We start from the raw sequence: 20,072 nt of genomic DNA on the forward strand, positions 1-20,072 counted from the left end.
GCTTTAATCGACAACTTGTAGATTACCATCGGCTATGAAGAGGCTTTGATTATGCCGCATCATCGACCCGATGCTCCATGCGCAGATAATCCTCTGACTGCATCTCAAGCAAGCGCGAGCGTGTCCGTTCAATCTCAAATGCCAATTTCTCTCCTTGATATAGATCCAAAATCGACTGCTGCGCTCTAACCAGCAACTTAACACGGCGATCATAAAACTCATCAACCAGATAAATAAACCGACGGGTCGGATCACGTAAGTCATCGTCTAAGGCAGGCACGGCATTGACCAATACTGTACTGAACTGCTTGGCAATTTCGATGAAATCAGACGCTGATCGTGGCTCCATACATAAATGACGGAAATCACAGAATAAAATATCCTCAGTGCGAGCGTTAATTCTAATTTCGCGACCATTAATCGTAATCGGCTCATTACTGATTTTTTGATTATTAGATAAACTGGCAAAACGGTTGGCTAACCAATGATGATTCGCTTTCGTCATAGGCGATTCATATAGCTCTGCCTGCTGCAATACGCGCAAACGATAGTCGATACCAGAATCGATATTCATCACCGTAGTATGACGCTCCACTTCAGCGATAGCGGGCATGAAACGGTCACGATGTAAGCCGTCTTTATACAATCCTGATGGCTCAATATTTGAGGTGGCGACCAATGTAATACCACGATTGAACAGCATGGTAAATAAATCACCCAAAATCATGGCATCAGAAACGTTAGAAACAAAAAACTCATCGAAACAAATAATAACCGCTTCTGCATAAATGATGTCGGCGACTTTTTCTAATGGGTCACTCTCACCTTGCAGCTTGTTTAGCTCTTGATGAACGCGCTGCATGAAATGATGAAAATGCAGACGCATCTTGCGATCAATGGTCAATGAATCATAAAACATGTCCATCATCCATGTTTTACCACGACCTACCCCGCCCCACATATACAAACCCGTTGGTGCTGTCGGCTTGGACTTTAAAAAGCTAAAAAAGCCTTTCTTCTGTGGCGCACTATTGATGAGCTGATGATGTATCTCATCAAGATAGCTCATGGCCTTAAATTGCTGCTCATCTCGAGTAAACTCATCTGTACTGACGGCTTGCTCGTAACGTTGCAATGGAGATAAACTCATAATACGACTCATCATTAGACAAAATAAATAGTAAAGTAATGGTTGATTCTGCATGAACTCGTTAAAGTGAAGCGATCAGAGCTCATGACTTAATAGCGGTTCTCTATCCTAATATTACTAGGGTGTGTCATCAATTAGATTGTGAGGCTTAAAATGAGAAAAATTGTAGATAAACAAGGAAGAAATTGCCGTTAATATGAACATATTGACAAAATTTCTGACGATGTTTAGCAAAATTTAGCCATTTTAAGACCACTAAATGTATTCATGTGCTAATTGATGACACGCCCTAGGTAACAACTAAGCGTCGCTACCAAAGGTATGCTTTTCTAATAAGCCTTTCAATTCTGACAGACGCCCATGAAAAAAGTGCCCTGCGCCATCTACAACGCTAACAGCAATTCCTAATCGCTCCGCAAATGCTTGCATATTATCAGGGTCAATCACTTCATCAGCATTGCCATAAATCTCAAACGTTTTATCGGCTGGCAAGCTTATATCACTGCTGTTATTTTTTTCAACGGATGGAGCAATAAGGGCGATTTTAGTAATCTCAAAATCGCCTAGCCCCCAAATATGAGGGGCTTCAAGTACCTGCTCAGCCACCCGTGCTGTCACATAACCGCCAAAAGAGAAACCACCCAACCATAACTTGCGCGCATTGGTTTGCTCTGCAATCCATTGTAGCACGGTCATTGCATCTACGACTTCACCATCCGCATAATCGTGCTCGCCAGTCGACTGCCCGACACCGCGAAAGTTAAAGCGTACCACGTGCATACCATTATCACGAGCAAAGCGATACATCGTCGTCACCACTTTATTATTCATCGTGCCGTCGAATAACGGATTGGGATGACACAGTAACGCCACTGTATCGGTATTTGGATTGTTAGGATTGTCTTGTTGCCAAAGCGCGTCGACTTCGAGCACGCCAGCAGGAGCAGGAATTAATGGCATAAAATTACTTATTGATTAAAAATGAATAGGTCAATTATCCTAGATATGGTTTATATTTCAAGTGATTTGCTGTGTCATAGTACCGCTTATTTTCATTTTCGCTCATCATAAGTAAACGTCGCCTATGAATATATGATGAATATGTGCGGTCTCTGCAATACCGCACACAATAACCGACTAGACACCCCAGAGCCGAATAGGGTAGATTCATCATAGTTGTTGAGCCACCTATGGACGGATACGTGCATGGCGTATCCTCAACTTTGCTGTGATATTCAACTTTATGTATGACTGACAGACAGACATTAGGAATCGTTTATGAATACTATTAATAAAACCGCTGCACTGACTGCTACTTTGGCGGCAGCACTCGCCCTAAGTGCTTGCCAAACTACGCCTTCATCACCAGTTATCCAGCGTGCCAACTCTATTTATGAGACGACTGGCATCGCCGATAGCAAAGTAAAAGCACAGCAAAATGCGATAGACAGCGCACAAAAGACTTGCAGAGGTAAGCAAGTTATTATCGTCGATGACAAAGTCACTTATAACGGTATTTTAGATGAAAATACCGGTCGGATGATTGGGCAAGCCAGTGCTGTCCTCGGTACGATCCTTGGTACGGGCTCGCCGAACTTATCACGTGACGACGATTACGAGTATAAAATCAACTTTCGTTGCCAATAAAATAATTATCATTTCATAAAGCACTTATTTGGCGGCTTGTTATTTAATAAAGTATGTAGTCAACCAATCAGCGATAAGAATATATTAGTCGCTGACGGGTTGGCTTCTCTTTTTGTGTGCTCACTTTTGGGGTAAACTACCCTTTCTGATTTTTTATGACTCTTACTCTATAAACAGCCCGTTTTTAAGCTCCCTCACTTTTGGTCTATTATTATGCGCAAACCCAACCTGTCAAATATGAAACCAGCTAAGGTATTAGCGCCTGCTAAAGATTTAGCGACCTTGGAAGCCGAGTTAGCTGAGCAAGAAAACAATATAGAAGTCAATTTAGAAGATACCGTTCTGCGGTTGAGTGACTATTTATCAGCCGTTGATATGGTTATCAAACAGACCTTTAACCACCGTGTATGGGTGAAAGCAGAGATTCGTAATCTATCTAGCAAAGGCGGGCATTATTACTTTGAGCTGGCAGAAAAAGATGATGACGGTAAGGTCATTGCTAGCTGCCGCGGCAATCTTTGGCGCTTTAAAGCAGCACGCGTCTTAGCAAAATTTGAGCGCGCAACTGGCATGCCGCTTGACCGTGATTTGACGGTATTGCTCAAAGTATCCGCAGGCTTCCATGCGCAATATGGTTTCTCTCTCACTATTGAAGATATTGACCCTAGCTACACGTTAGGCGACTTGGCGCGGCAATATGCAGAGATGGTCGATCGCTTGACAGGAGAAGGTTTATTAAACCTGAATCAACAGCTGCCTGTTCCGTTTGATATTGAGCATGTGCTGGTCATTGCCCCTGAAAAAGCCGCCGGATTAGGTGATTTTCAAGCCGACGCTGATCGCTTAGCGCGCACAGGTGCCTGTCATTTCCATTATCATAACGCGACCTTTCAGGGTAATCATGCGCCAAGCGAAATCCGCCAAGCAATCGTTAACGCCCAACAGCAGTTTTACGGCACTTATGAGCACCTGCCAGACTTATTAGTCATTATTCGTGGCGGCGGTGCGGTCGGTGATTTAGCCTATCTAAATGATTATGAATTGGCAGCATTGGTTGCCGAGCAGCCCATCCCTGTCTGGGTTGGCATTGGTCACGAGCGTGATAAAGTTATCTTAGATGAAGTCGCGCATACTAGCTTTGATACCCCATCAAAGGTGATTGCCGCTATCATGACGCATTTAGCCCAGCTCGTCACTCAAACGCTGCAATACCAAGCGCAAATCAAACAAGCTGCTCAGCGTCAATTAAACACCGCTGAACAACAAACGACACGCCAGTTGAGCCAAATACAATCACAAACGATTGGTCAATTAACCGCTCTGCAAAAAGACAGTGATTATGCGTGGCGTAGTATTCAGCAAAGCGCCCAGCGACAGGTCAAGCAAGCCGCCAGACTCACCAGTGAGCTACGCACACAGATTCAAGCGGCGGCCTATCAGCAGTTAACAGTGGCTACTAGCGCCAGTCAAAATAACCAAAAAACGATTATGCATTCGGCACAGCAGCAGTTAATACAAGCACAGCGTGATAGCGAACATCTGCGTGATATTGTGCTCCTGCACCGTCCTTCTCGGGTGCTCAAGCAAGGCTATACCATGCTTACTGATGCAAAAGATAAGCAAATACTGACCAGCGGTACGCAGCTCCATCCAGAACAAACGGTGCACATCCTCTTAAAGGACGGTAAAGCAAAAGCACAGATTATTGACGTAAATATTAATAAATAAGAAGTACAACCTACCGTCGATTCAACTTAATCAAAAACTTTATTTTAAAATTAGGAAACCTTATGACAACCCCTACTCGCAAACGCAAAAAGGCCGCCCCAAAAACCTTTAAGGCGGCTTATGATATTCTAAAAACCAATGCCGCTGAATTACAGCAACAAGATGAGCCAGATATTGATAATCTGATGACCACAGTGGAAGAGTCAATTGCTGCTTATCGCGTTTGCGAAACCCGTATCAATGCGGTACAGCAAGCACTAGATGCCGCCTTCGCTGAAGAAGATAACACTGAAAAGAGCGATATTTAAAAAATATTACTCTGGCTCATCGACTTCAAATACTTGGCGCAAATAGGCAAGATACGTGTCGTTATTAATCATGGTCTTGCCTGGACTGTCTGACAGTTTAGCGACCGGCTGCCCATTGCATTCAACCAATTTTAAGACAATATTTATCGGAGTAATACCCATATCATTGGTGAGGTTGGTACCAATACCAAAGCTGGTCTTTATTTGACCTTTAAAATACTGATGTAAATCCCAAGCTTTATTTAAATCTAAGCCATCACTAAAGGTTAAAATCTTCGTTCTTGGGTCTATTTTAAGATTTTTATAATGAGCAATCGCCTTATCACCCCAGATATACGGGTCGCCGCTATCATGACGCAGACCATCAAATAGCTTGGCAAAGTACAAGTCAAAATCACGTAAAAACGCATCCATGCCAACGACATCGGTCAGCGCAATACCCAAATCGCCGCGATACTCATGTACCCATGCTTCAAGCGCCGCTTTTTGTGAATCACGTAAACGCACATCCAAAGCCTGAAATGCCTGCATAAACTCATGTGCCATCGTACCGATTGGTGTCATTCCCAGCTTTTTCGCTAAATACACGTTAGAAGTACCGCTCACTATTTTTGGTTCCGCTTTATGCAAAGTCTCAACCACATGGGCTTGCCAAGCTTTGCTAAAACGTCTACGAGTACCAAAATCAGCGATGATTAATGGCGGCGTATTAGCATCACACTTTTCCTGCTCTATCGCATATTGATGCAACAATGTGACTTTTTCATCCAATCTGCGCTGCCCTTCTTCAATCACACTGGCATTCGATAGCGCATCAAAATACAGCTCATTAACGATGGCGAGTACAAATACTTCAAAGAACATCGCTTGAATCATCGGCCCTTCGATATCGATAAATAAGCGACCTTTATCATCCGTACTGACGGTAATAAAACGACGTTTCAACTTAAACAATTCTAGATAGTCAACGAAGTCTGAGCGCATAAAGCGCAAACCACGTAAGTACTCTAGTTCATCCTCTAAAAATCGTAATTCACATAAATTGTCTAACTGCTGCTCTAGCGCCTCTTTAATATCAGCCAATGGATACAGCGTGTCTTTGTTATTACGGCAGCGAAAGCGATAAACACCATGTGTCTGTGGAAACTGATGCAACATGGCTTGCAGCATCGTAAATTTATATAAATCATTATCGAGTAAAGAAGTAATAATAGGTTCAAAAGGTTTAGAGGTATGAGTAACGGTCATGTTACAGCCTTAAATACAAAAATGAAAAGCCGCCAAATAAATCCAGCGACGAAATAGGTATACATAACTTTGACTTCCTCCCCGCCCTCAAAGGAAGGGGATTCCTACTAAAGACGGCCAAGCCCGACCGCAAGAATGTTTTTTGCTCCATTAACGTCTCTGTTATGGGTCGTTTTACAAGAACGACAAAACCATACTCTTATACCAAGCGCTGATCTACCTTTCGGACTGTCTTGACGAGAGCCGCAACACGAGCAGGTTTGGGTGGTGTACGCTTCATTCACTTCGATATAGTGGCAACCTGCGTTCGCGCATTTATAATCCAGTTGCCGCTTAATTTCAAGCCAACCTGCGTCATAGACGGATTTGGCAAGTTTGCCCTTAGTGAATGATGTTGATTTTATTTTACCAACAACAATTAGGCTGTTGGCTTTGACAAGCTTTGATGTGAATTTATGAATGAGGTCTTGACGAGTATTTTTAATCTTGGCATGAATGGCCTTGACCCGCTTTTTATTCTTAGCTCTTTGAGCAGTGGCCAGTTTTTCAGCGTATTGATGAGTGATTTTGGTTTGTAGTTTGTCGCCATCACTATTGACTGCTGAATCTTTGCAGCCTAAATCAATACCGACCTGACCAGTGCCACACGCTGTTTTTGGAAATTCTTTAACCGTCACACAGACGTACCAGTTACCGCGATTGTCCTGTACCAATTCGCAAGTATTGATGGTGTAGAGCGCTAAGTTATAGCTGTCCCATAGGTCAATAGTGAGTTTTTTACCTTTAGCTAAGCTGAATTGCAGGGTGCTTTTTAGACACTTTTTACCACTTTGGCGGGTGCTGATATGCTTAATAGCGGTCTTTTTAAACGGAATCCAACCAAGAGAACTACGTTTGGCTTTAGTATTATTGGTGCGCCAGTTGAGTTTGGCTTTTTTAAACTGTTTACGAGCCTTGGCATGGGTTTCGGTCACTGCTTGTAAGGTTTGGCTGTGTAGGTTTAGATATTCACCCGCACCTTTGGTGTAAGTAGCCAAATCATAAGCCGAAAAGAATTGACCAGTACGCTTGAGGTGTTTAAAACTTAGCTCATTGACGTAATTCCAGACAAAGTTAACCGACCCCGCTAAGATATTTAGCTGAGTGGCATGTTTGTCTTTGATGCGTAGTTTGAGCGTTTTCATGGGGTAATTATGATCTCAATGTATTTGGTTATCAAGGTATGTTCAATCTTAGGTGACAACGGTTGACGCCTGATATCCACGCCCTAGAAGGACGTGGTCTTACGGCGCTAGATGATAAAAGTAGTAATAATAGAAAACGCTCAGCTTTTGAGTATAACGAAGTTTGGTTGGTTTTTCATAATTCAACGGCTATAACAGCAAAAATACAACGATAATAAAACGAACCATCATGCTGTGATAGTAATTATGCTCAAGGCATCAATCATAAAAAAGACGCTAAGAATTACCTTAACGTCTTTTTATAAAGTCGATTATCAGTATTAATAGTTAAGGTTTTGCAGGCTTAACCAACTTCACTAATGGCGCATAGCCTGACTGCGGCATCACATCGACTGGAATAAACTGTAGCGCCCCGCCATTGATACAATAGCGCAGCCCGCCACGATCTTTTGGCCCATCAGGGAATACATGACCCAGATGTGAGTCTGCTACTCGCGAGCGAACTTCAGTGCGTACCATATTAAAAGCGGTGTCTTCATGCTGAGTAATGACTTGCATATCAATCGGCTTGGTAAAGCTTGGCCAACCGCAGCCAGATTGGTATTTATCAGTTGATAAAAATAGCGGCTCACCGCTTACGACATCGACATAGATACCCGGCGCAAATAAATTATCGTATTCATGACTAAAGGCGCGCTCAGTACCGGCATCTTGCGTGATATTGTATTGTGCTTTGGTCAACGTATTTTTCAATGCGCCTTTATCAAATCCTGCGTAACGCTTAGGATCTAAGGTCTCAGCAACGGTACTTACAGGTGCAAGCTTGGTACGCGCAGTGCCTTCTGGCTTATCATCAGCCAAACTTAAATCAACATGACAATAGCCGTTTGGATTTTTTGCCAGATAATCTTGATGATACATTTCAGCTAAGTAGAAATTATCTAGCGGCTCATTTTCTACCACAATTTTTTGTTTATACTGGCTTTGCACACGTTTGAGGGCAGCATCAATCACTGCTTTATCTTCTTTATCGGTGTAATAAACGCCTGAGCGGTACTGCACACCGCGATCATTGCCTTGCTTGTTGAGGCTGGTTGGATCAATCACGCGGAAGTAGTATTTTAAGATAGTATCAAGGTCTGTTTTGTCCGCATCATAAGTGACTTTGACAGCTTCGGCATGACCTGAGCCACGAATCACTTGCTCGTAGCTTGGATTGGCCGTCTCGCCATTGGCATAGCCTGATACAGCGTCGACCACACCCTCGACGCGCTCCATATAAGCTTCTACGCCCCAAAAGCAGCCGCCTGCCAAATAGATTGAGCGCGTATTAATCGCTTTGCCTTTATCGTTATAATAAACGCCATCTTTTTGTTTGATGGTTTCAATCTTGCTGTTGTTGTCTAAGGTTTGCGCATTTGCTGATTTAGCGCTCCCTGCTTTAAGCTCAGCAAAATCATTATTGGCATTTTCAGCGAGAGCATAGGCTTGCTCTGCCGATATATTACCTTTCACCAAATGTACCAAGTTGCCGCTTTTATCGAGTATCGCCCAGCTTGGATAAACTTGTACACCAAGCTTATTAATCAGCTCGCCTGAAGCGTCAGACAATACTGGTAGCTTTGGATAGTCAGCTTGGACGCCTGCATACCAAGTGCTAAAGTCGCCATCGGCTTTTTCGTTTAGATGACCGGGACTGACAACAGTCACGACATTTAAATCAGCGAACGTGGGATCGGTACGCCATTCTTCGGTTTCTGCCAACGTGCCCAAGCATAATGGGCACCAGCTTGCCCAAAATTTAATCAAGGTTGGTTTATTAGGATCAATGACTGCTGTCCCCGTGTCACCTAAGCCTTTTGTCAATTGCGGCAGCGCTCGCATTTGCCCAAGCATATCGGAGGGCAACATATCACGTGAGCTAGTCACTCCACTGTTTTGCTTGGCTGATTTAGTCGTGCTACTTGCATTGCTCTCCGCACTACTCATTTGTCCACAAGCGACTAATATGCCAGCACTCAGCACTGTCGTGACACCAACGGCACTGACATTCTTTAGCCAACGTGATGAATCACGTGGTGAGTCTGTCGCTAACTTATTAGTATGACTACGATCATTATGGCGAATTTTCTTATGCGGCATGCGAGGTCCTTTTTACGAAGTCTTACGATCATATACTGAGTTTTTATGCTCGCTCATGGTCTTCTTACGTGATCAATGAGAGTGGATAAATCGAAATTTTAGCAAATCTAATACACTATTAGAGTATCTTAATAGTATACATCGATGATGGAGTTTACTTTAATAGTAACTAATGGGCTGCTACACTTTTTTAACAACAGTGTAAGAATAATGATATAGACAGAAATCTATCATTTTGCAGGTGTAATTTATAAAACAACATTTTATAAAACAACGTCGTGTTATTTTTAAATTAAATTTTAGCACCCATAAATTGAGCCACATACTCATCAGCTGGGTTGTGGCGCAATTCACTGGGTGTATCCGTTTGTACCAAACGCCCACCATTTAAAATACTAATCCGCTGACCGACCTTAATCGCTTCATCGATATCATGAGTGATAAAGACGATGGTTTTGTTTAGCCGTGCTTGTAGCTCAAGTAGTTGGTCTTGTAATTGGGCACGAATGAGCGGATCAAGGGCAGAGAAAGCCTCGTCCATCAGCAATATCGGATTATCGGTTGCTAAGGCACGCGCCAGCCCGACACGCTGCTGCATCCCTCCTGACAGCTCATCAGGGTAACTTTTCTCCAAATTTGCTAGCCCAACTTCATTAAGCCAGTGCCGAGCAACCTCGTGGCGTTCTTTGATACTCATTTTTCGCACTCGCAAGCCGTAAGCGACGTTTTGCAGCGCCGTCATATGTGGCACCAAACCAAAATGCTGAAAAACCATACTGAGTGTCTGCTGGCGATAATGCTGTAGCGCTTTATCATTTAGCTCTAAAATATTAATAGCAGGCGATGACTTTCCATTTTCTAATAAATCAGCAGAGGGTTTGGCATTAGTGGAGGGCTTAGTAATAGTAGACGGCTTAGCATTAATAGAAGTATCAACCCATATTTTACCGCTGGTTGGGTCAATCAAACGATTGATATGGCGTATCAAGGTTGATTTTCCTGAACCTGACAAGCCCATAATACAATGCAGCTCACCTGCTTTAACGCTCAAATTGATGTCATAAAGCCCGACCGAATAGCCTGTTTGCTCCTTTACCTGAATACTATCCATACCTTCTGCTAATAATGCCAATGCAGACTTTGCTTGCGAGCTATTGGCATTATAAATTTTGCTGATATTTTCCAATTGAATATGATTCATGATGGCTCTCATTTTTATTTTTCTAGTTATCATTATGATTAGGGCGTGTTGAACATTCGACCAGGGCACTGATAATTAACCAATGGGATGCCTGCCAGCATCGATGGTTTTTTGCCGAGCACGCTTGCCTTGACCAAATGCTTGGGTGATACGGTCAATGATAATGGCAACGATGACAATCGCCGTGCCTGCTTGTAAGCCCTGACCGATATTAAGCGTTTGAATCGATTGCAACACATCTTCGCCAAGCCCCGGTGCGCCAATCATAGAAGCGAGCACCACCATAGAGAGCGACATCATCACCGCTTGATTCACGCCCGCCATAATACTAGGTAATGCTTGCGGCAATTTAATCCAAATGAGCAGCTGCAAGTGTGTGCTACCGAACGAGCGCCCTGCTTCGACCATCTCGTGATTGACTTGGGTAATCCCCAATGTCGTCAGCCGAATCAGTGGCGGCAAGGCATAAATAATAGTGGCAAATAGCGCAGGCACTTTGCCAATCCCAAACAACATCAATACGGGTATCAAATAGACAAAACTTGGCATGGTCTGCATCACATCCAGTATCGGCGTCACAACCTTGCGAAGAATTTTACTGCCCGACATAGCAATGCCAATAGGAATACCAATCACGACGGTCACCAACACTGATACGATGAGCAGTGCCAAGGTATCAATCAATGCGCCCCATAGTCCAAATGCACCAATGAGAAACAGTCCTGCGCCGCATGCCAGTGCAAACCAGATTTTACGGACGCCAAACCATGCCAATACGGTCACAAGCGCAATGATAAGCCAAGGCGGCATAGTGGTTAATAGACGCTCAATCGGCAGCAATAGATAGGTTAACGCCATGGTACTGACAGTACGAAACACATCGCCATAATTTTGGACAACGCTTGCCAATGTATTATTAAGCGGCGTCTCAAGTGACCAAGAAGGAAAGCTCGATAATGAGGTCGCTCGATTAGTGCTAGAGGCGGTTGCATCTGCAGTGATAGCCTCGCCCGTTAAGCTGATGCCTAGCTTAGCCGCAAGGTTACTGGCTGCTTCATCAGACAACCATGCTTGCCAGACGCTCGGATATTTATGCAAAAATGCTAGTGCTTGCTCATCACCACTGCGTTTATTTTCACTCATCTCCAAGATAGCGCCATTGAGCTCATCGGAGCTAAACTGAACTTTTTTAAAAACATCAGCAAGCTCTGGATTGGATTCAATAAAAGGGGTAGATACTGCGATACCTAAAGGTGAGATAGGGAATCCAGACACACAATCGGCGGTGCCATCCGCTCGTAACAAGTCTTGCCAACAGGCATCTTTATGATCTGGAAACGCCAGAGGCGCAAAGTCATATTTTGCCATCAAGCCCGTAGGCTGCCAGTAATAAAACAGTAGTGGTTTATGTTGCTCAAAAGCAGAGGCAATCTCGGCGTCGAGCGCCGCCCCAGTGCCGGGGTGGGCATTATTAAAGATACTGTCCAAACCTGTATTCTTCAGCAAGCGAGTATTGAAAATCTCACACGTCCAACCAGACGGACAATTCATAAAGCGTGACTTGCTAGGGTCTTCGGGATCTTTAAACAGCTCAGCATATTTAGGCAAGTCTTGATAGCGGCGTAGACCTGGGTTTTCTTCTAATACATATTTGGGTACATACCAACCTTGAGTTGCGCCGCCTTTGAGCGTATCACCGATGACCGCCACTTTATTCTGCTCGATGGCTTGTTCCATAATTGGCGAGCGTCCAACCCACTGCTCGCCAATCACTTGAATGTCGTTTTGTGACAATGCCGTTTCGAGTGCAGGACCAGCACCCGGCACCTCTTCAATTGTACAATCATAGCCATCTTCAGCGATGTACTTAAGCACCCCAGAGATAAATTGACCGCTCTCCCATGTCAGAGCGCCAAATTTGATTGGTGATTCGCAGGCTGCTGATGCCGATACTGGCAGTAACAACACGCTCATGCATAGTAAACTTAACGCAATCCATTGGCGCATAAGATGTCCTATTTATAATTTTTATTATGGAAATGAACGCCCAAGGCAATAATATTATTGCTTTACATCAAGCGTATACTGCTGATGGCTCATTCAGTCGTTGAAGACTAGGCAACGCCTTCATCTAAAACTACTATCGTTTAGGCTTACTACAAAGTGTAGCGATTTATAGACAAGATGACAAATGCTCATTAATTTTTTATCGCTTACTTTTATACAAAAAAATAGCACCTATTGAGATAGATGCTGTTTTTTAATGTTGCTTGTATGATTGCTCACAATGATTAAGTGTTTTTTTCGCTCGAAAGAAAGCTATGTCAACTTTGCTCGCTTTAGCATTTGTTGTTTTAAAAACATTGCCATGGCTTTTTTAAACAACCCGCCATAAGGTGGCAACAACAAATTCAACCCATTCAACTTGGATTGTACAAATACTGGTTTCATATGACTAAGACGCTCGAATCCCGCTTTACCATGGTAAGCACCGGTTCCTGAGTCGCCAACCCCGCCAAACGGTAAGTCATGCTGGGCAACATGTATCAGCACTTCATTAATACATAGGCCACCAGAGACCGTATTGTTACGTACTTTCTCTAGGGCGTTATAGTTATCACCAAAAACGTATAACGCCAGTGGGCGTGGTCGCTCGTTGACAAAATGAATGGCATCATCAAGCGTATCGTAATGCATCAATGGCAAAATCGGCGCAAAAATCTCGTCCTGCATCACATCACTATCAGGGGCAGGCTCACTCACGATGACAGGCGGCATTAGACGCGTTTCGATATTAGACTCAGCATCAGTGAGCTTATGGATCCCATCGCTCGATAATGCATCTAGATAGCCTTTGACACGCTTAAATTGCTCGCCATTGATAATACGTGAGTAATCTGGATTGCTCTCAATATTTGGATAGTGCTTTTCCATCCACTCTTTTGCTAAACGGATAAACTCTTCATGATATTGGCGCTGAATCAGTACATAATCAGGGGCGATACAAGTCTGACCCGCATTTAGTGTTTTGCCCATCATCACACGATTGACAGCGTTTTCTAAGTTTGCACCCTCTAACACGACGACCGGTGATTTACCGCCCAGCTCGAGCGTGACGGGTGTTAAGTTAGGAGCCGCCGCCGCCATGACTTTTTTGCCCACAGCTGTAGAGCCCGTATAAAGCAGATGATCAAAAGGCAGCTCACTAAAAGCAACCGCAATGTCTACCTCACCCAATACGACACAAATCATGTCTGGTGAAAAATAACGAGCAATCGCACTGGCAAATGCTTGGGCGAACTGCGGTGCCGCTTCACTCATCTTGATCATAACTCTGTTGCCAGCAGTGAGTGCATCAATCATCGGTCCTACTGCTAAAAATAGCGGATAGTTCCAAGGCACCATGATACCAACCACGCCCAATGGCTGAGGCTGGATTTCATTATGAGCTGGCATATACAGCGCTGAAATAGAAGCCCGCTGAACTTTCATCCATTTTTTACCGTGCTTTTTGGCATGACTGATACCAGTAAAGCTAGGAAACAACTCAGCGAACTGGGTCTCTGATTCGCTACGATAACCAAAGTCGGCACTGATCGCTTTGGCGAAACTGGCTTGGTTATCGCTAAGCATAACCTCTAGACTGTCTAGTTGGGTTTCACGGGTGGCCCAGTCATTGATTGGCTGCGTGCGACTGAGTGTTTGTAAGCGTGAAAATTGCGCTCGCATCTCATCAACCGTATTAGCAATACTAGGCGATTTTGGCACTGGTTGCTGCAACATATCCGTGTCGATTGAGGTCTGCTCATTCATGTTTTGATTATTATCTGTCATTTATCTTCCTTGTCATCTGCGTTGGAGTCAATATATTATATTGGGTTAGAGACTCTGTATTTCTAGGGCTTGTCCTCATTTTAAAAATGGTGATAAACATGAGATAAATTGCCGTCAAACAAGGAAAGTAGCGCAAATAATATCGAGATATTAAGAAGCTATTTGACGATGTTTGGCAAAATTTAGCCCATTTTTAGCCCATTTAAAGCATAATCGATTGAATTGAGGACACGCCCTAATCAGCGGGTTACATTGATGGTCACCCCTGAATATAAGTAATGCGATTCCATTCATTGCACTTTAATGTAGCGCATCAACGAATCAATGAACAGCACATTAAGTTGACTACTGCGTCTGTATGAAATAAGTGTCTAGAAACACGCATCACAATGCTAGAAATTTCATATTAAGCAATGAGAAATTTTGCTTATTATGGCTACTCCGTTAGGGCATTTATCAGTGTTTTGATTGTTGAATTTTACAGCGTAACCAGAGATAATCTTGGGTGCCAATCGCAAAAACTGCTACACTCACTATCGATATCACGACTGAATATCAGTGATACACCTCTTCGAACCAGACCACAATAAGACTGCGACTCTCATGCAAAACACCACGCAACAGCTTAATGACACACTGATCAGCAAATCTCTAACAACAGCCGATTACGTTCCCACTCTCGATGGGATGCTAGCACGTACACTTGCGCGTATTGACTTAAAAAAACAGCAAGGACTGCGCACACCTGACGAGTTATGGATTGTCGATCACAATGATGTCTATACTTTAGGGCAAGCAGGTAAAGAAGAGCACATCTTGCAACGTACCAATACGCCTATTATAAAAACGGATCGCGGCGGTCAAGTGACATGGCATGGTCACGGGCAGCTAGTTATTTATTGGTTGTTCGATTTGAATAGCTTGGGCTGGAGTGTGCGCAACTTGGTCTCGCATGCCGAGCAAGCAATCGAAGATGTCATTAATGACTGTTTGCAAAATCCTGCTTCATCAGACACAACAGCCATCAGCGCCCATGCGCGCCGTGACGCACCCGGTGTTTATCTATATGCTGATACATCTGTAGCGGATGATAAAATTATGCTTGGAAAAATGGCATCGTTAGGCTTCAAAATTAAACATGGATTTAGCTATCACGGTATCGCGCTTAATTTAAATTGTGACTTGTCCGCATTTAATGCGATTAATCCGTGCGGCTATGCGGGGATGCAAATGTTACGGTTATCCGACTTTGTGGCTATGCAAAAAGCTTCAGATGAACAAACTGGCGAAGCCTTAAGCTATGAGCAAGTGACCCAAAAACTTATTGATAACATTGCTAAGCGTCATGCTGGACTCATTGAGCTACGCGCACTCGTACCCAAGTGAGTTCTTTGAGTCCGTTTTTGCATAATCTTTTTTTGCATAATATCGTGCACGCTTAGACTTAAGCATTGTGAGAAAATTTGAGTCAAACTTGTTATAATCGCAGGCGGCACATATTGGGCACAGTGATAATATCGCAGTGCCGCGACGTTATTCTTTTATCATCACTTATTATTCAAGCACTTAAAACAAAAGCAAATTGGAGTACTTTATGGCAGATTTTAACAAAATTTTGGACGCAGGCGATGTAAACGGCGGTATTATCAACGTAGTAGTAGAAATCCCAGCTGGTAGCAGCCATAAAATTGAGTGGAATCGTGAACTGGCGGTATTTGAGCTTGATCGTATTGATCCACAGATTTTTGCCAAGCCTTGTAACTATGGTTTTATCCCGCAAACGCTTGACGAAGATGGTGATGAGCTTGATGTGTTATTACTGACTGAGCAGCCGCTACCAACTGGTATTTTCTTAAAAGCCAAAGTCATTGGTGTGATGAAATTCGTTGATGATGGCGAAGTCGATGACAAGATCGTCGTCGTACCTGCTGACGACCGTGATACAGGCAATGCTTATAACAGCCTAGCGGATCTACCAAAGCAGCTAATCAACCAGTTAGAGTTCCATTTCAGCCACTATAAAGATCTGAAAAAACCAGGCACTACGGTCGTTGAATCTTGGGGCGACGTTGCAGAAGCAAAAGAAGTCATCAAAGAGTCTATCCAACGCTGGAAAGACCTATAGGCCATCAAAAATTGGCAGAAATGCTAATAAAGGATAACTATTAAAATGCCGCAGTCATTATCGTGATTGCGGTATTTTTTTGATTGAATATTACTGCTGTAAAATGGTTATAATAATCAACACTATCGATGCCTATTTTTCATATCGCCATAAGGACAGTCATGTTTAACCCCGACCCTAGCTCAAAATCAGTCAATCCGAAGCTGTCAAGAGACGTCATCATGATGATCGAAAAAAACAATTTAGTGATGGCGATCAAAACTTTGGCGGCAGATGAAGACATTAGTATGGATGATGCCAAGAATAGGATTGATGCCTATGAGACACAACTAAAGGTAAAGCAGCAGCAAAAACTCAACACTATCGCCAGTAAGCAAGGCATTCCTAACCATGCTATTAGCTTTGATAGAGAGCAAGGTGCTGAGGATGAAACTGGACAGCTGATAAAAAATCGCGTCAAAACAACTAAGCAAAGTCGAGGATTCAAGAGCCTACAAAATGGTGTGGACAGCCAGCTTAATGATTTAGGCTATAAAAAACCGCTGATACCCTATTGGCTGAAACGGCTATTGGTGATTGCCATCATTATGGCTGGATTATTTTGGATATTATGGCGGGTATTTGGTTAACTAGGACAGGATATTGTTGTAGATAGAGATCAAATATCAATCTATTTTCTCAGCTTTTTAAGCTGATTAGATGGTGAGCCTTAGCTAAATCTAAACGCACATTCTTTTAAAAACATATTGAAATACTACTTATTAATCACTGATTCTTATCATTAGGAGGCTTTATTCAAACCTCCTACATCAATATCTATCATATTGATGGCTTGACTCAACAATAGCAAGGCATTTTTAAAATGGATGACTACAATTCATCTATTATACGCCTAAAAATTTTTGCGCAGACTTAACCAGTACTGTCCATCATCACGGCTTTGAAGTTGATCCGGTAAACTACCAATAGGAAAAGCCACCTCAGCACTGGCCTGAATATTTGAGGCACTATTCCAATTAAAGCCCACTCCAGCACTGCTTAATCGGCCTGTATTACTACCGGTTAACCCCTCCCATTTATTAGCATTGAGCGTCACATCCGCTGTATCGACAAAGGCTTTGGCACCAAGCTGATTGCTCTCATCACTTATAAGCATTTGACGCAGCTCTAAGGTAGCATAATAACCACTTGAGCCTGCCAATACATTAGAGTCATAACCACGGACATTAAATGGGCCACCCCCAATGTACTGTTCTGACGTATCTAAGTTATAAGGACTGTATTGACCGTACACCCCTACATACGCTTGGGTACCTTTACTGCCAAGATTTTGTAGTCGAGAAAGATTGGCTCCAATGCGATAAAAACTGCCCTGAGTGTCAGCGGCTTGCGCATCTAACGCCTCAGCATCGTCGTTTTTAAAGTCAACCTGTCCGTAACTGCTAAACACCCCATATTGACTCAGACCACCACCAAAGAGCTGATCATACTGCGACCCATCTAAACGAGCCGTAATCAGATCGATGTCACGGTGATTATAGTACTGGCTAACACTAATGTCATCTTCGAGTTGCTTATAGTCATATTGTAATGACACTGACAACTCGGCTGAGTTGCTGAGTAAAACAGGTTGTGATAACCACATACTGGTTTGAGCTGCGCTGCCTTCAGCCCCAATATCCTCAAGCTCTTCACCTAGGTCATAATCTAGATAAGAGTGACTTGCACCTGCACGTGTCCCCATACCAGTAAAGGTAAATTCGTAGCCAAATTTGCCATAATTAAGTTCTGATCCTGTTGTCAGTCCTTCCATGCTAAACTGATCGCCTAGTCCGGCAAGATTGTTGGCTGCGACACCTGCGCTCAGTCTGGCTTCTTTTGTATATTCATTACCAAAGTTATCTGCACCCAAATAACCTGTTACTAACGAGGTGTTCTGCACGTCTATACTCAACTGACTACTGCCAGTGGTAGTGCCAGGCATCAGTACGTTACGAGTGGTGACACCGTTCAAACGATTTAGTCGTTTAAGCTGATGCTGCATCTGTTGCTGTTCGATATGGCTACCAGGTGTTAAGGGCGCAACAGTGGCATCAAGCAGCCAATCTTGCGTTCGGCTTTGATTGTTTATTTGAGTTTGATCATAAACCGCTTCTAATATGGCTATTCGTACCACACCGTCACTCAGTGTTTGCTGTGGTAAGTACGCTTGGCTATAGATATAGCCTTGGCTTTGATAGAAGTCAGTAATACGCTGGGCCAATGCTTGAAGACCGGCCAGACTCATGCGTTGACCTTCAGCATCGGTAACAAGTGCGTGTAGTTGGTCAGTACTAAACTGGCGATTGCCTTCAATCGTAATCTTCTGTACGGGTATCTGTAAGGTTGAGTCTGTCATACTCGGGATAGGTTGTGCACGTTCAACATCGACAGCAGTTTGTGGTAGCGTAGATACAGGCGGTTGCTGCTGCTGTAGCAACTGGCCTGAATTAGGTACGGGCGCTGCGTGACTCATGGTACTTATCAGCATGGAGCAAGCCGTGATGGATAACGCAAGGGTGCTGTATTGATAGTATGATTTCATGGATTAACGCACTCCAGTTAACGTAGTAAGGCCAGTCAAATTAACACCGCCATTGATGACGTCTATGGCTGCTATGGTGAGGCTAGAAGCGACAGGTAGTGCCTGTACTTGTCTGGTTGGTAAGGCTTGCAGATAAGCCGCTGTTGGTTGTGCAGAAGCGATAGGCGTTGGTGCATAAATATCCGCACGTGTGGTCGCTGTGGTATTGACTAAGTCATAGTTTGCCGCATCGGTACCGCTCAAGCTGATGTCAGTAATATTGACGGTTTTATCAACGCCGACAAGCGGATTTTCAAACTGTCCAGTAGCAGAACCCACTGTCAGCTTATCTGTACCAAATATGCCTTCAAACTGTGCAGATTGTGTGTTCAGGGTGGTATTGGTGCTGGTGTCGAAAATGCGGTTGTCTGCTGTGATACCACTGACTTGTTTAATTTGTGCTTTGGCGATGTCTAAGCTGCCATTGATAAAGGTGAGATCGTAGTTGTTGTCGGTACCACTAACAGCGCTGGTATAGCTGCCGGCATTGGTGCCGCTGCCACTGGCGCTCACTTGAGTTAAGACAGATCCGGTTTCCCCATTGACCAGACCTGTTGCGCTAAAGCCATTCACACTTTGGCTCTGACCATTATAGGTGTTGCTGTCACTATTGGCAGTCACAATGGCGGCCGCTTTACTGATGCTGGCGGTGCTGCTGGCGGTATTATTCACCAAGGTGTAGTTACTGGCGTCACTACCACCCAAACTGATGCCTGTGATGCTCACGGTTTTGTCAGCCCCTGCATTTTTATCACTGAAGCTGCCATTGGCTGCTGTGGCGCTTAAGTTGTCGCCTGCTATGATGCCAGTCAATGTGGCTCCAGTGGTGCTGATGCTGGCGGCAGTATTACCATCATAAGTTTTATCACTGGCGGTGATGGG

The 20,072-nt window shown here is 43.7% G+C and carries 15 protein-coding genes and 1 pseudogene (1 of these 16 running past the window's edge); 6 read left to right on the plus strand and 10 right to left on the minus strand.

Annotated elements, in window-relative coordinates; all coding sequences use genetic code 11:
• Positions 1-49: 49 nt before the first annotated feature.
• Entirely contained in the window at positions 50-1,150 is a 1,101-nt protein-coding gene (zapE, locus tag ACP69U_RS11620) for a cell division protein ZapE (protein ID WP_193007911.1), read from the minus strand.
• Positions 1,151-1,450: 300 nt separating this feature from the next.
• Positions 1,451-2,110 carry an alpha/beta hydrolase gene (locus tag ACP69U_RS11625; protein ID WP_426138601.1) on the minus strand — a complete coding sequence of 220 codons (660 nt, stop codon included), beginning with the start codon at positions 2,108-2,110 and terminating at the stop codon, positions 1,451-1,453.
• 318 nt (positions 2,111-2,428) lie between these two features.
• Here ACP69U_RS11625 and ACP69U_RS11630 point away from each other — a divergent pair, with 318 nt between their 5' ends.
• The 3 genes from ACP69U_RS11630 (at position 2,429) to xseB (ending at position 4,833) form a co-directional block, all read left to right on the plus strand.
• Entirely contained in the window at positions 2,429-2,797 is a 369-nt protein-coding gene (locus ACP69U_RS11630; protein ID WP_045446124.1) for a hypothetical protein, read from the plus strand.
• A 213-nt stretch (positions 2,798-3,010) separates the two neighbouring features.
• A complete protein-coding gene (gene xseA / locus ACP69U_RS11635) occupies positions 3,011-4,525 on the plus strand; it encodes an exodeoxyribonuclease VII large subunit (protein WP_426138602.1) in 1,515 nt (504 codons plus the stop codon).
• A gap of 62 nt (positions 4,526-4,587) precedes the next feature.
• Entirely contained in the window at positions 4,588-4,833 is a 246-nt protein-coding gene (gene xseB / locus ACP69U_RS11640; protein ID WP_045452190.1) for an exodeoxyribonuclease VII small subunit, read from the plus strand.
• A gap of 6 nt (positions 4,834-4,839) precedes the next feature.
• On the opposite strand, the gene pncB is transcribed toward xseB, so the two are convergent.
• From pncB to ACP69U_RS11670, 6 genes and pseudogenes are all read right to left on the minus strand, one after another.
• On the minus strand, positions 4,840-6,081 hold the full coding sequence (gene pncB / locus ACP69U_RS11645) for a nicotinate phosphoribosyltransferase (RefSeq protein ID WP_201605627.1): 1,242 nt from the start codon (positions 6,079-6,081) through the stop codon (positions 4,840-4,842).
• A gap of 87 nt (positions 6,082-6,168) precedes the next feature.
• A pseudogene (locus ACP69U_RS11650) lies at positions 6,169-7,265 on the minus strand (RNA-guided endonuclease InsQ/TnpB family protein).
• 327 nt (positions 7,266-7,592) lie between these two features.
• Positions 7,593-9,407, minus strand: coding sequence for a bifunctional peptide-methionine (S)-S-oxide reductase MsrA/peptide-methionine (R)-S-oxide reductase MsrB (msrAB, locus tag ACP69U_RS11655; RefSeq protein WP_426138603.1), 1,815 nt, complete (start codon positions 9,405-9,407; stop codon positions 7,593-7,595).
• 292 nt (positions 9,408-9,699) lie between these two features.
• A complete protein-coding gene (locus tag ACP69U_RS11660; protein ID WP_296242467.1) occupies positions 9,700-10,608 on the minus strand; it encodes an ATP-binding cassette domain-containing protein in 909 nt (302 codons plus the stop codon).
• Between the two features lie 75 nt (positions 10,609-10,683).
• Positions 10,684-12,615 carry a glycine betaine ABC transporter substrate-binding protein gene (locus ACP69U_RS11665; RefSeq protein WP_426138604.1) on the minus strand — a complete coding sequence of 644 codons (1,932 nt, stop codon included), beginning with the start codon at positions 12,613-12,615 and terminating at the stop codon, positions 10,684-10,686.
• A gap of 312 nt (positions 12,616-12,927) precedes the next feature.
• Positions 12,928-14,442, minus strand: a complete 1,515-nt coding sequence (locus ACP69U_RS11670) for a coniferyl aldehyde dehydrogenase (RefSeq protein ID WP_426138605.1) — start codon at positions 14,440-14,442, stop codon at positions 12,928-12,930.
• Positions 14,443-15,045: 603 nt separating this feature from the next.
• On the opposite strand from ACP69U_RS11670, the gene lipB reads away from it, so the two are divergent.
• The 3 genes from lipB (at position 15,046) to ACP69U_RS11685 (ending at position 17,196) form a co-directional block, all read left to right on the plus strand.
• Entirely contained in the window at positions 15,046-15,828 is a 783-nt protein-coding gene (gene lipB, locus ACP69U_RS11675) for a lipoyl(octanoyl) transferase LipB (RefSeq protein ID WP_426138606.1), read from the plus strand.
• 208 nt (positions 15,829-16,036) lie between these two features.
• The gene (locus ACP69U_RS11680; RefSeq protein WP_426138607.1) at positions 16,037-16,567 is read left to right on the plus strand and encodes an inorganic diphosphatase; all 531 of its coding nucleotides are present in this window, start codon (positions 16,037-16,039) and stop codon (positions 16,565-16,567) included.
• Positions 16,568-16,728: 161 nt separating this feature from the next.
• On the plus strand, positions 16,729-17,196 hold the full coding sequence (locus tag ACP69U_RS11685; protein ID WP_426138608.1) for a hypothetical protein: 468 nt from the start codon (positions 16,729-16,731) through the stop codon (positions 17,194-17,196).
• A 263-nt stretch (positions 17,197-17,459) separates the two neighbouring features.
• Here the strand turns inward: ACP69U_RS11685 and ACP69U_RS11690 are convergent, their stop codons facing one another.
• Together ACP69U_RS11690 and ACP69U_RS11695 are read right to left on the minus strand one after the other, a co-directional pair.
• Positions 17,460-19,151 (minus strand): ShlB/FhaC/HecB family hemolysin secretion/activation protein, encoded by a 1,692-nt coding sequence (locus tag ACP69U_RS11690; protein ID WP_426138609.1) that lies wholly within the window; start codon positions 19,149-19,151, stop codon positions 17,460-17,462.
• Positions 19,152-19,154: 3 nt separating this feature from the next.
• Positions 19,155-20,072 carry the 3' end of a YDG domain-containing protein gene (locus ACP69U_RS11695; RefSeq protein ID WP_426138610.1) on the minus strand. The gene runs 2,826 nt beyond the window's last position, so the window shows 918 of its 3,744 coding nt (coding positions 2,827-3,744); its start codon lies off the right edge, out of view; the stop codon is at positions 19,155-19,157.

Origin of the sequence: Psychrobacter sp. TWR1-1-1, assembly GCF_049895865.1 — a bacterium.
GTDB lineage: Bacteria > Pseudomonadota > Gammaproteobacteria > Pseudomonadales > Moraxellaceae > Psychrobacter > Psychrobacter immobilis_A.

What these genes read in the sequence shown, in the direction of transcription:
- msrAB (WP_426138603.1), bottom strand. Translation starts at nt 9,407, where the DNA reads ATGCCGCATAAGAAAATTCGCCATAATGATCGTAGTCATACTAATAAG.
- ACP69U_RS11685 (WP_426138608.1), top strand. Translation starts at nt 16,729, where the DNA reads ATGTTTAACCCCGACCCTAGCTCAAAATCAGTCAATCCGAAGCTGTCA.
- pncB (WP_201605627.1), bottom strand. Translation starts at nt 6,081, where the DNA reads ATGACCGTTACTCATACCTCTAAACCTTTTGAACCTATTATTACTTCT.
- ACP69U_RS11670 (WP_426138605.1), bottom strand. Translation starts at nt 14,442, where the DNA reads ATGACAGATAATAATCAAAACATGAATGAGCAGACCTCAATCGACACG.
- ACP69U_RS11630 (WP_045446124.1), top strand. Translation starts at nt 2,429, where the DNA reads ATGAATACTATTAATAAAACCGCTGCACTGACTGCTACTTTGGCGGCA.
- ACP69U_RS11680 (WP_426138607.1), top strand. Translation starts at nt 16,037, where the DNA reads ATGGCAGATTTTAACAAAATTTTGGACGCAGGCGATGTAAACGGCGGT.
- xseB (WP_045452190.1), top strand. Translation starts at nt 4,588, where the DNA reads ATGACAACCCCTACTCGCAAACGCAAAAAGGCCGCCCCAAAAACCTTT.
- ACP69U_RS11665 (WP_426138604.1), bottom strand. Translation starts at nt 12,615, where the DNA reads ATGCGCCAATGGATTGCGTTAAGTTTACTATGCATGAGCGTGTTGTTA.
- lipB (WP_426138606.1), top strand. Translation starts at nt 15,046, where the DNA reads ATGCAAAACACCACGCAACAGCTTAATGACACACTGATCAGCAAATCT.
- xseA (WP_426138602.1), top strand. Translation starts at nt 3,011, where the DNA reads ATGCGCAAACCCAACCTGTCAAATATGAAACCAGCTAAGGTATTAGCG.
- ACP69U_RS11625 (WP_426138601.1), bottom strand. Translation starts at nt 2,110, where the DNA reads ATGCCATTAATTCCTGCTCCTGCTGGCGTGCTCGAAGTCGACGCGCTT.
- ACP69U_RS11660 (WP_296242467.1), bottom strand. Translation starts at nt 10,608, where the DNA reads ATGAATCATATTCAATTGGAAAATATCAGCAAAATTTATAATGCCAAT.
- zapE (WP_193007911.1), bottom strand. Translation starts at nt 1,150, where the DNA reads ATGAGTTTATCTCCATTGCAACGTTACGAGCAAGCCGTCAGTACAGAT.
- ACP69U_RS11690 (WP_426138609.1), bottom strand. Translation starts at nt 19,151, where the DNA reads ATGAAATCATACTATCAATACAGCACCCTTGCGTTATCCATCACGGCT.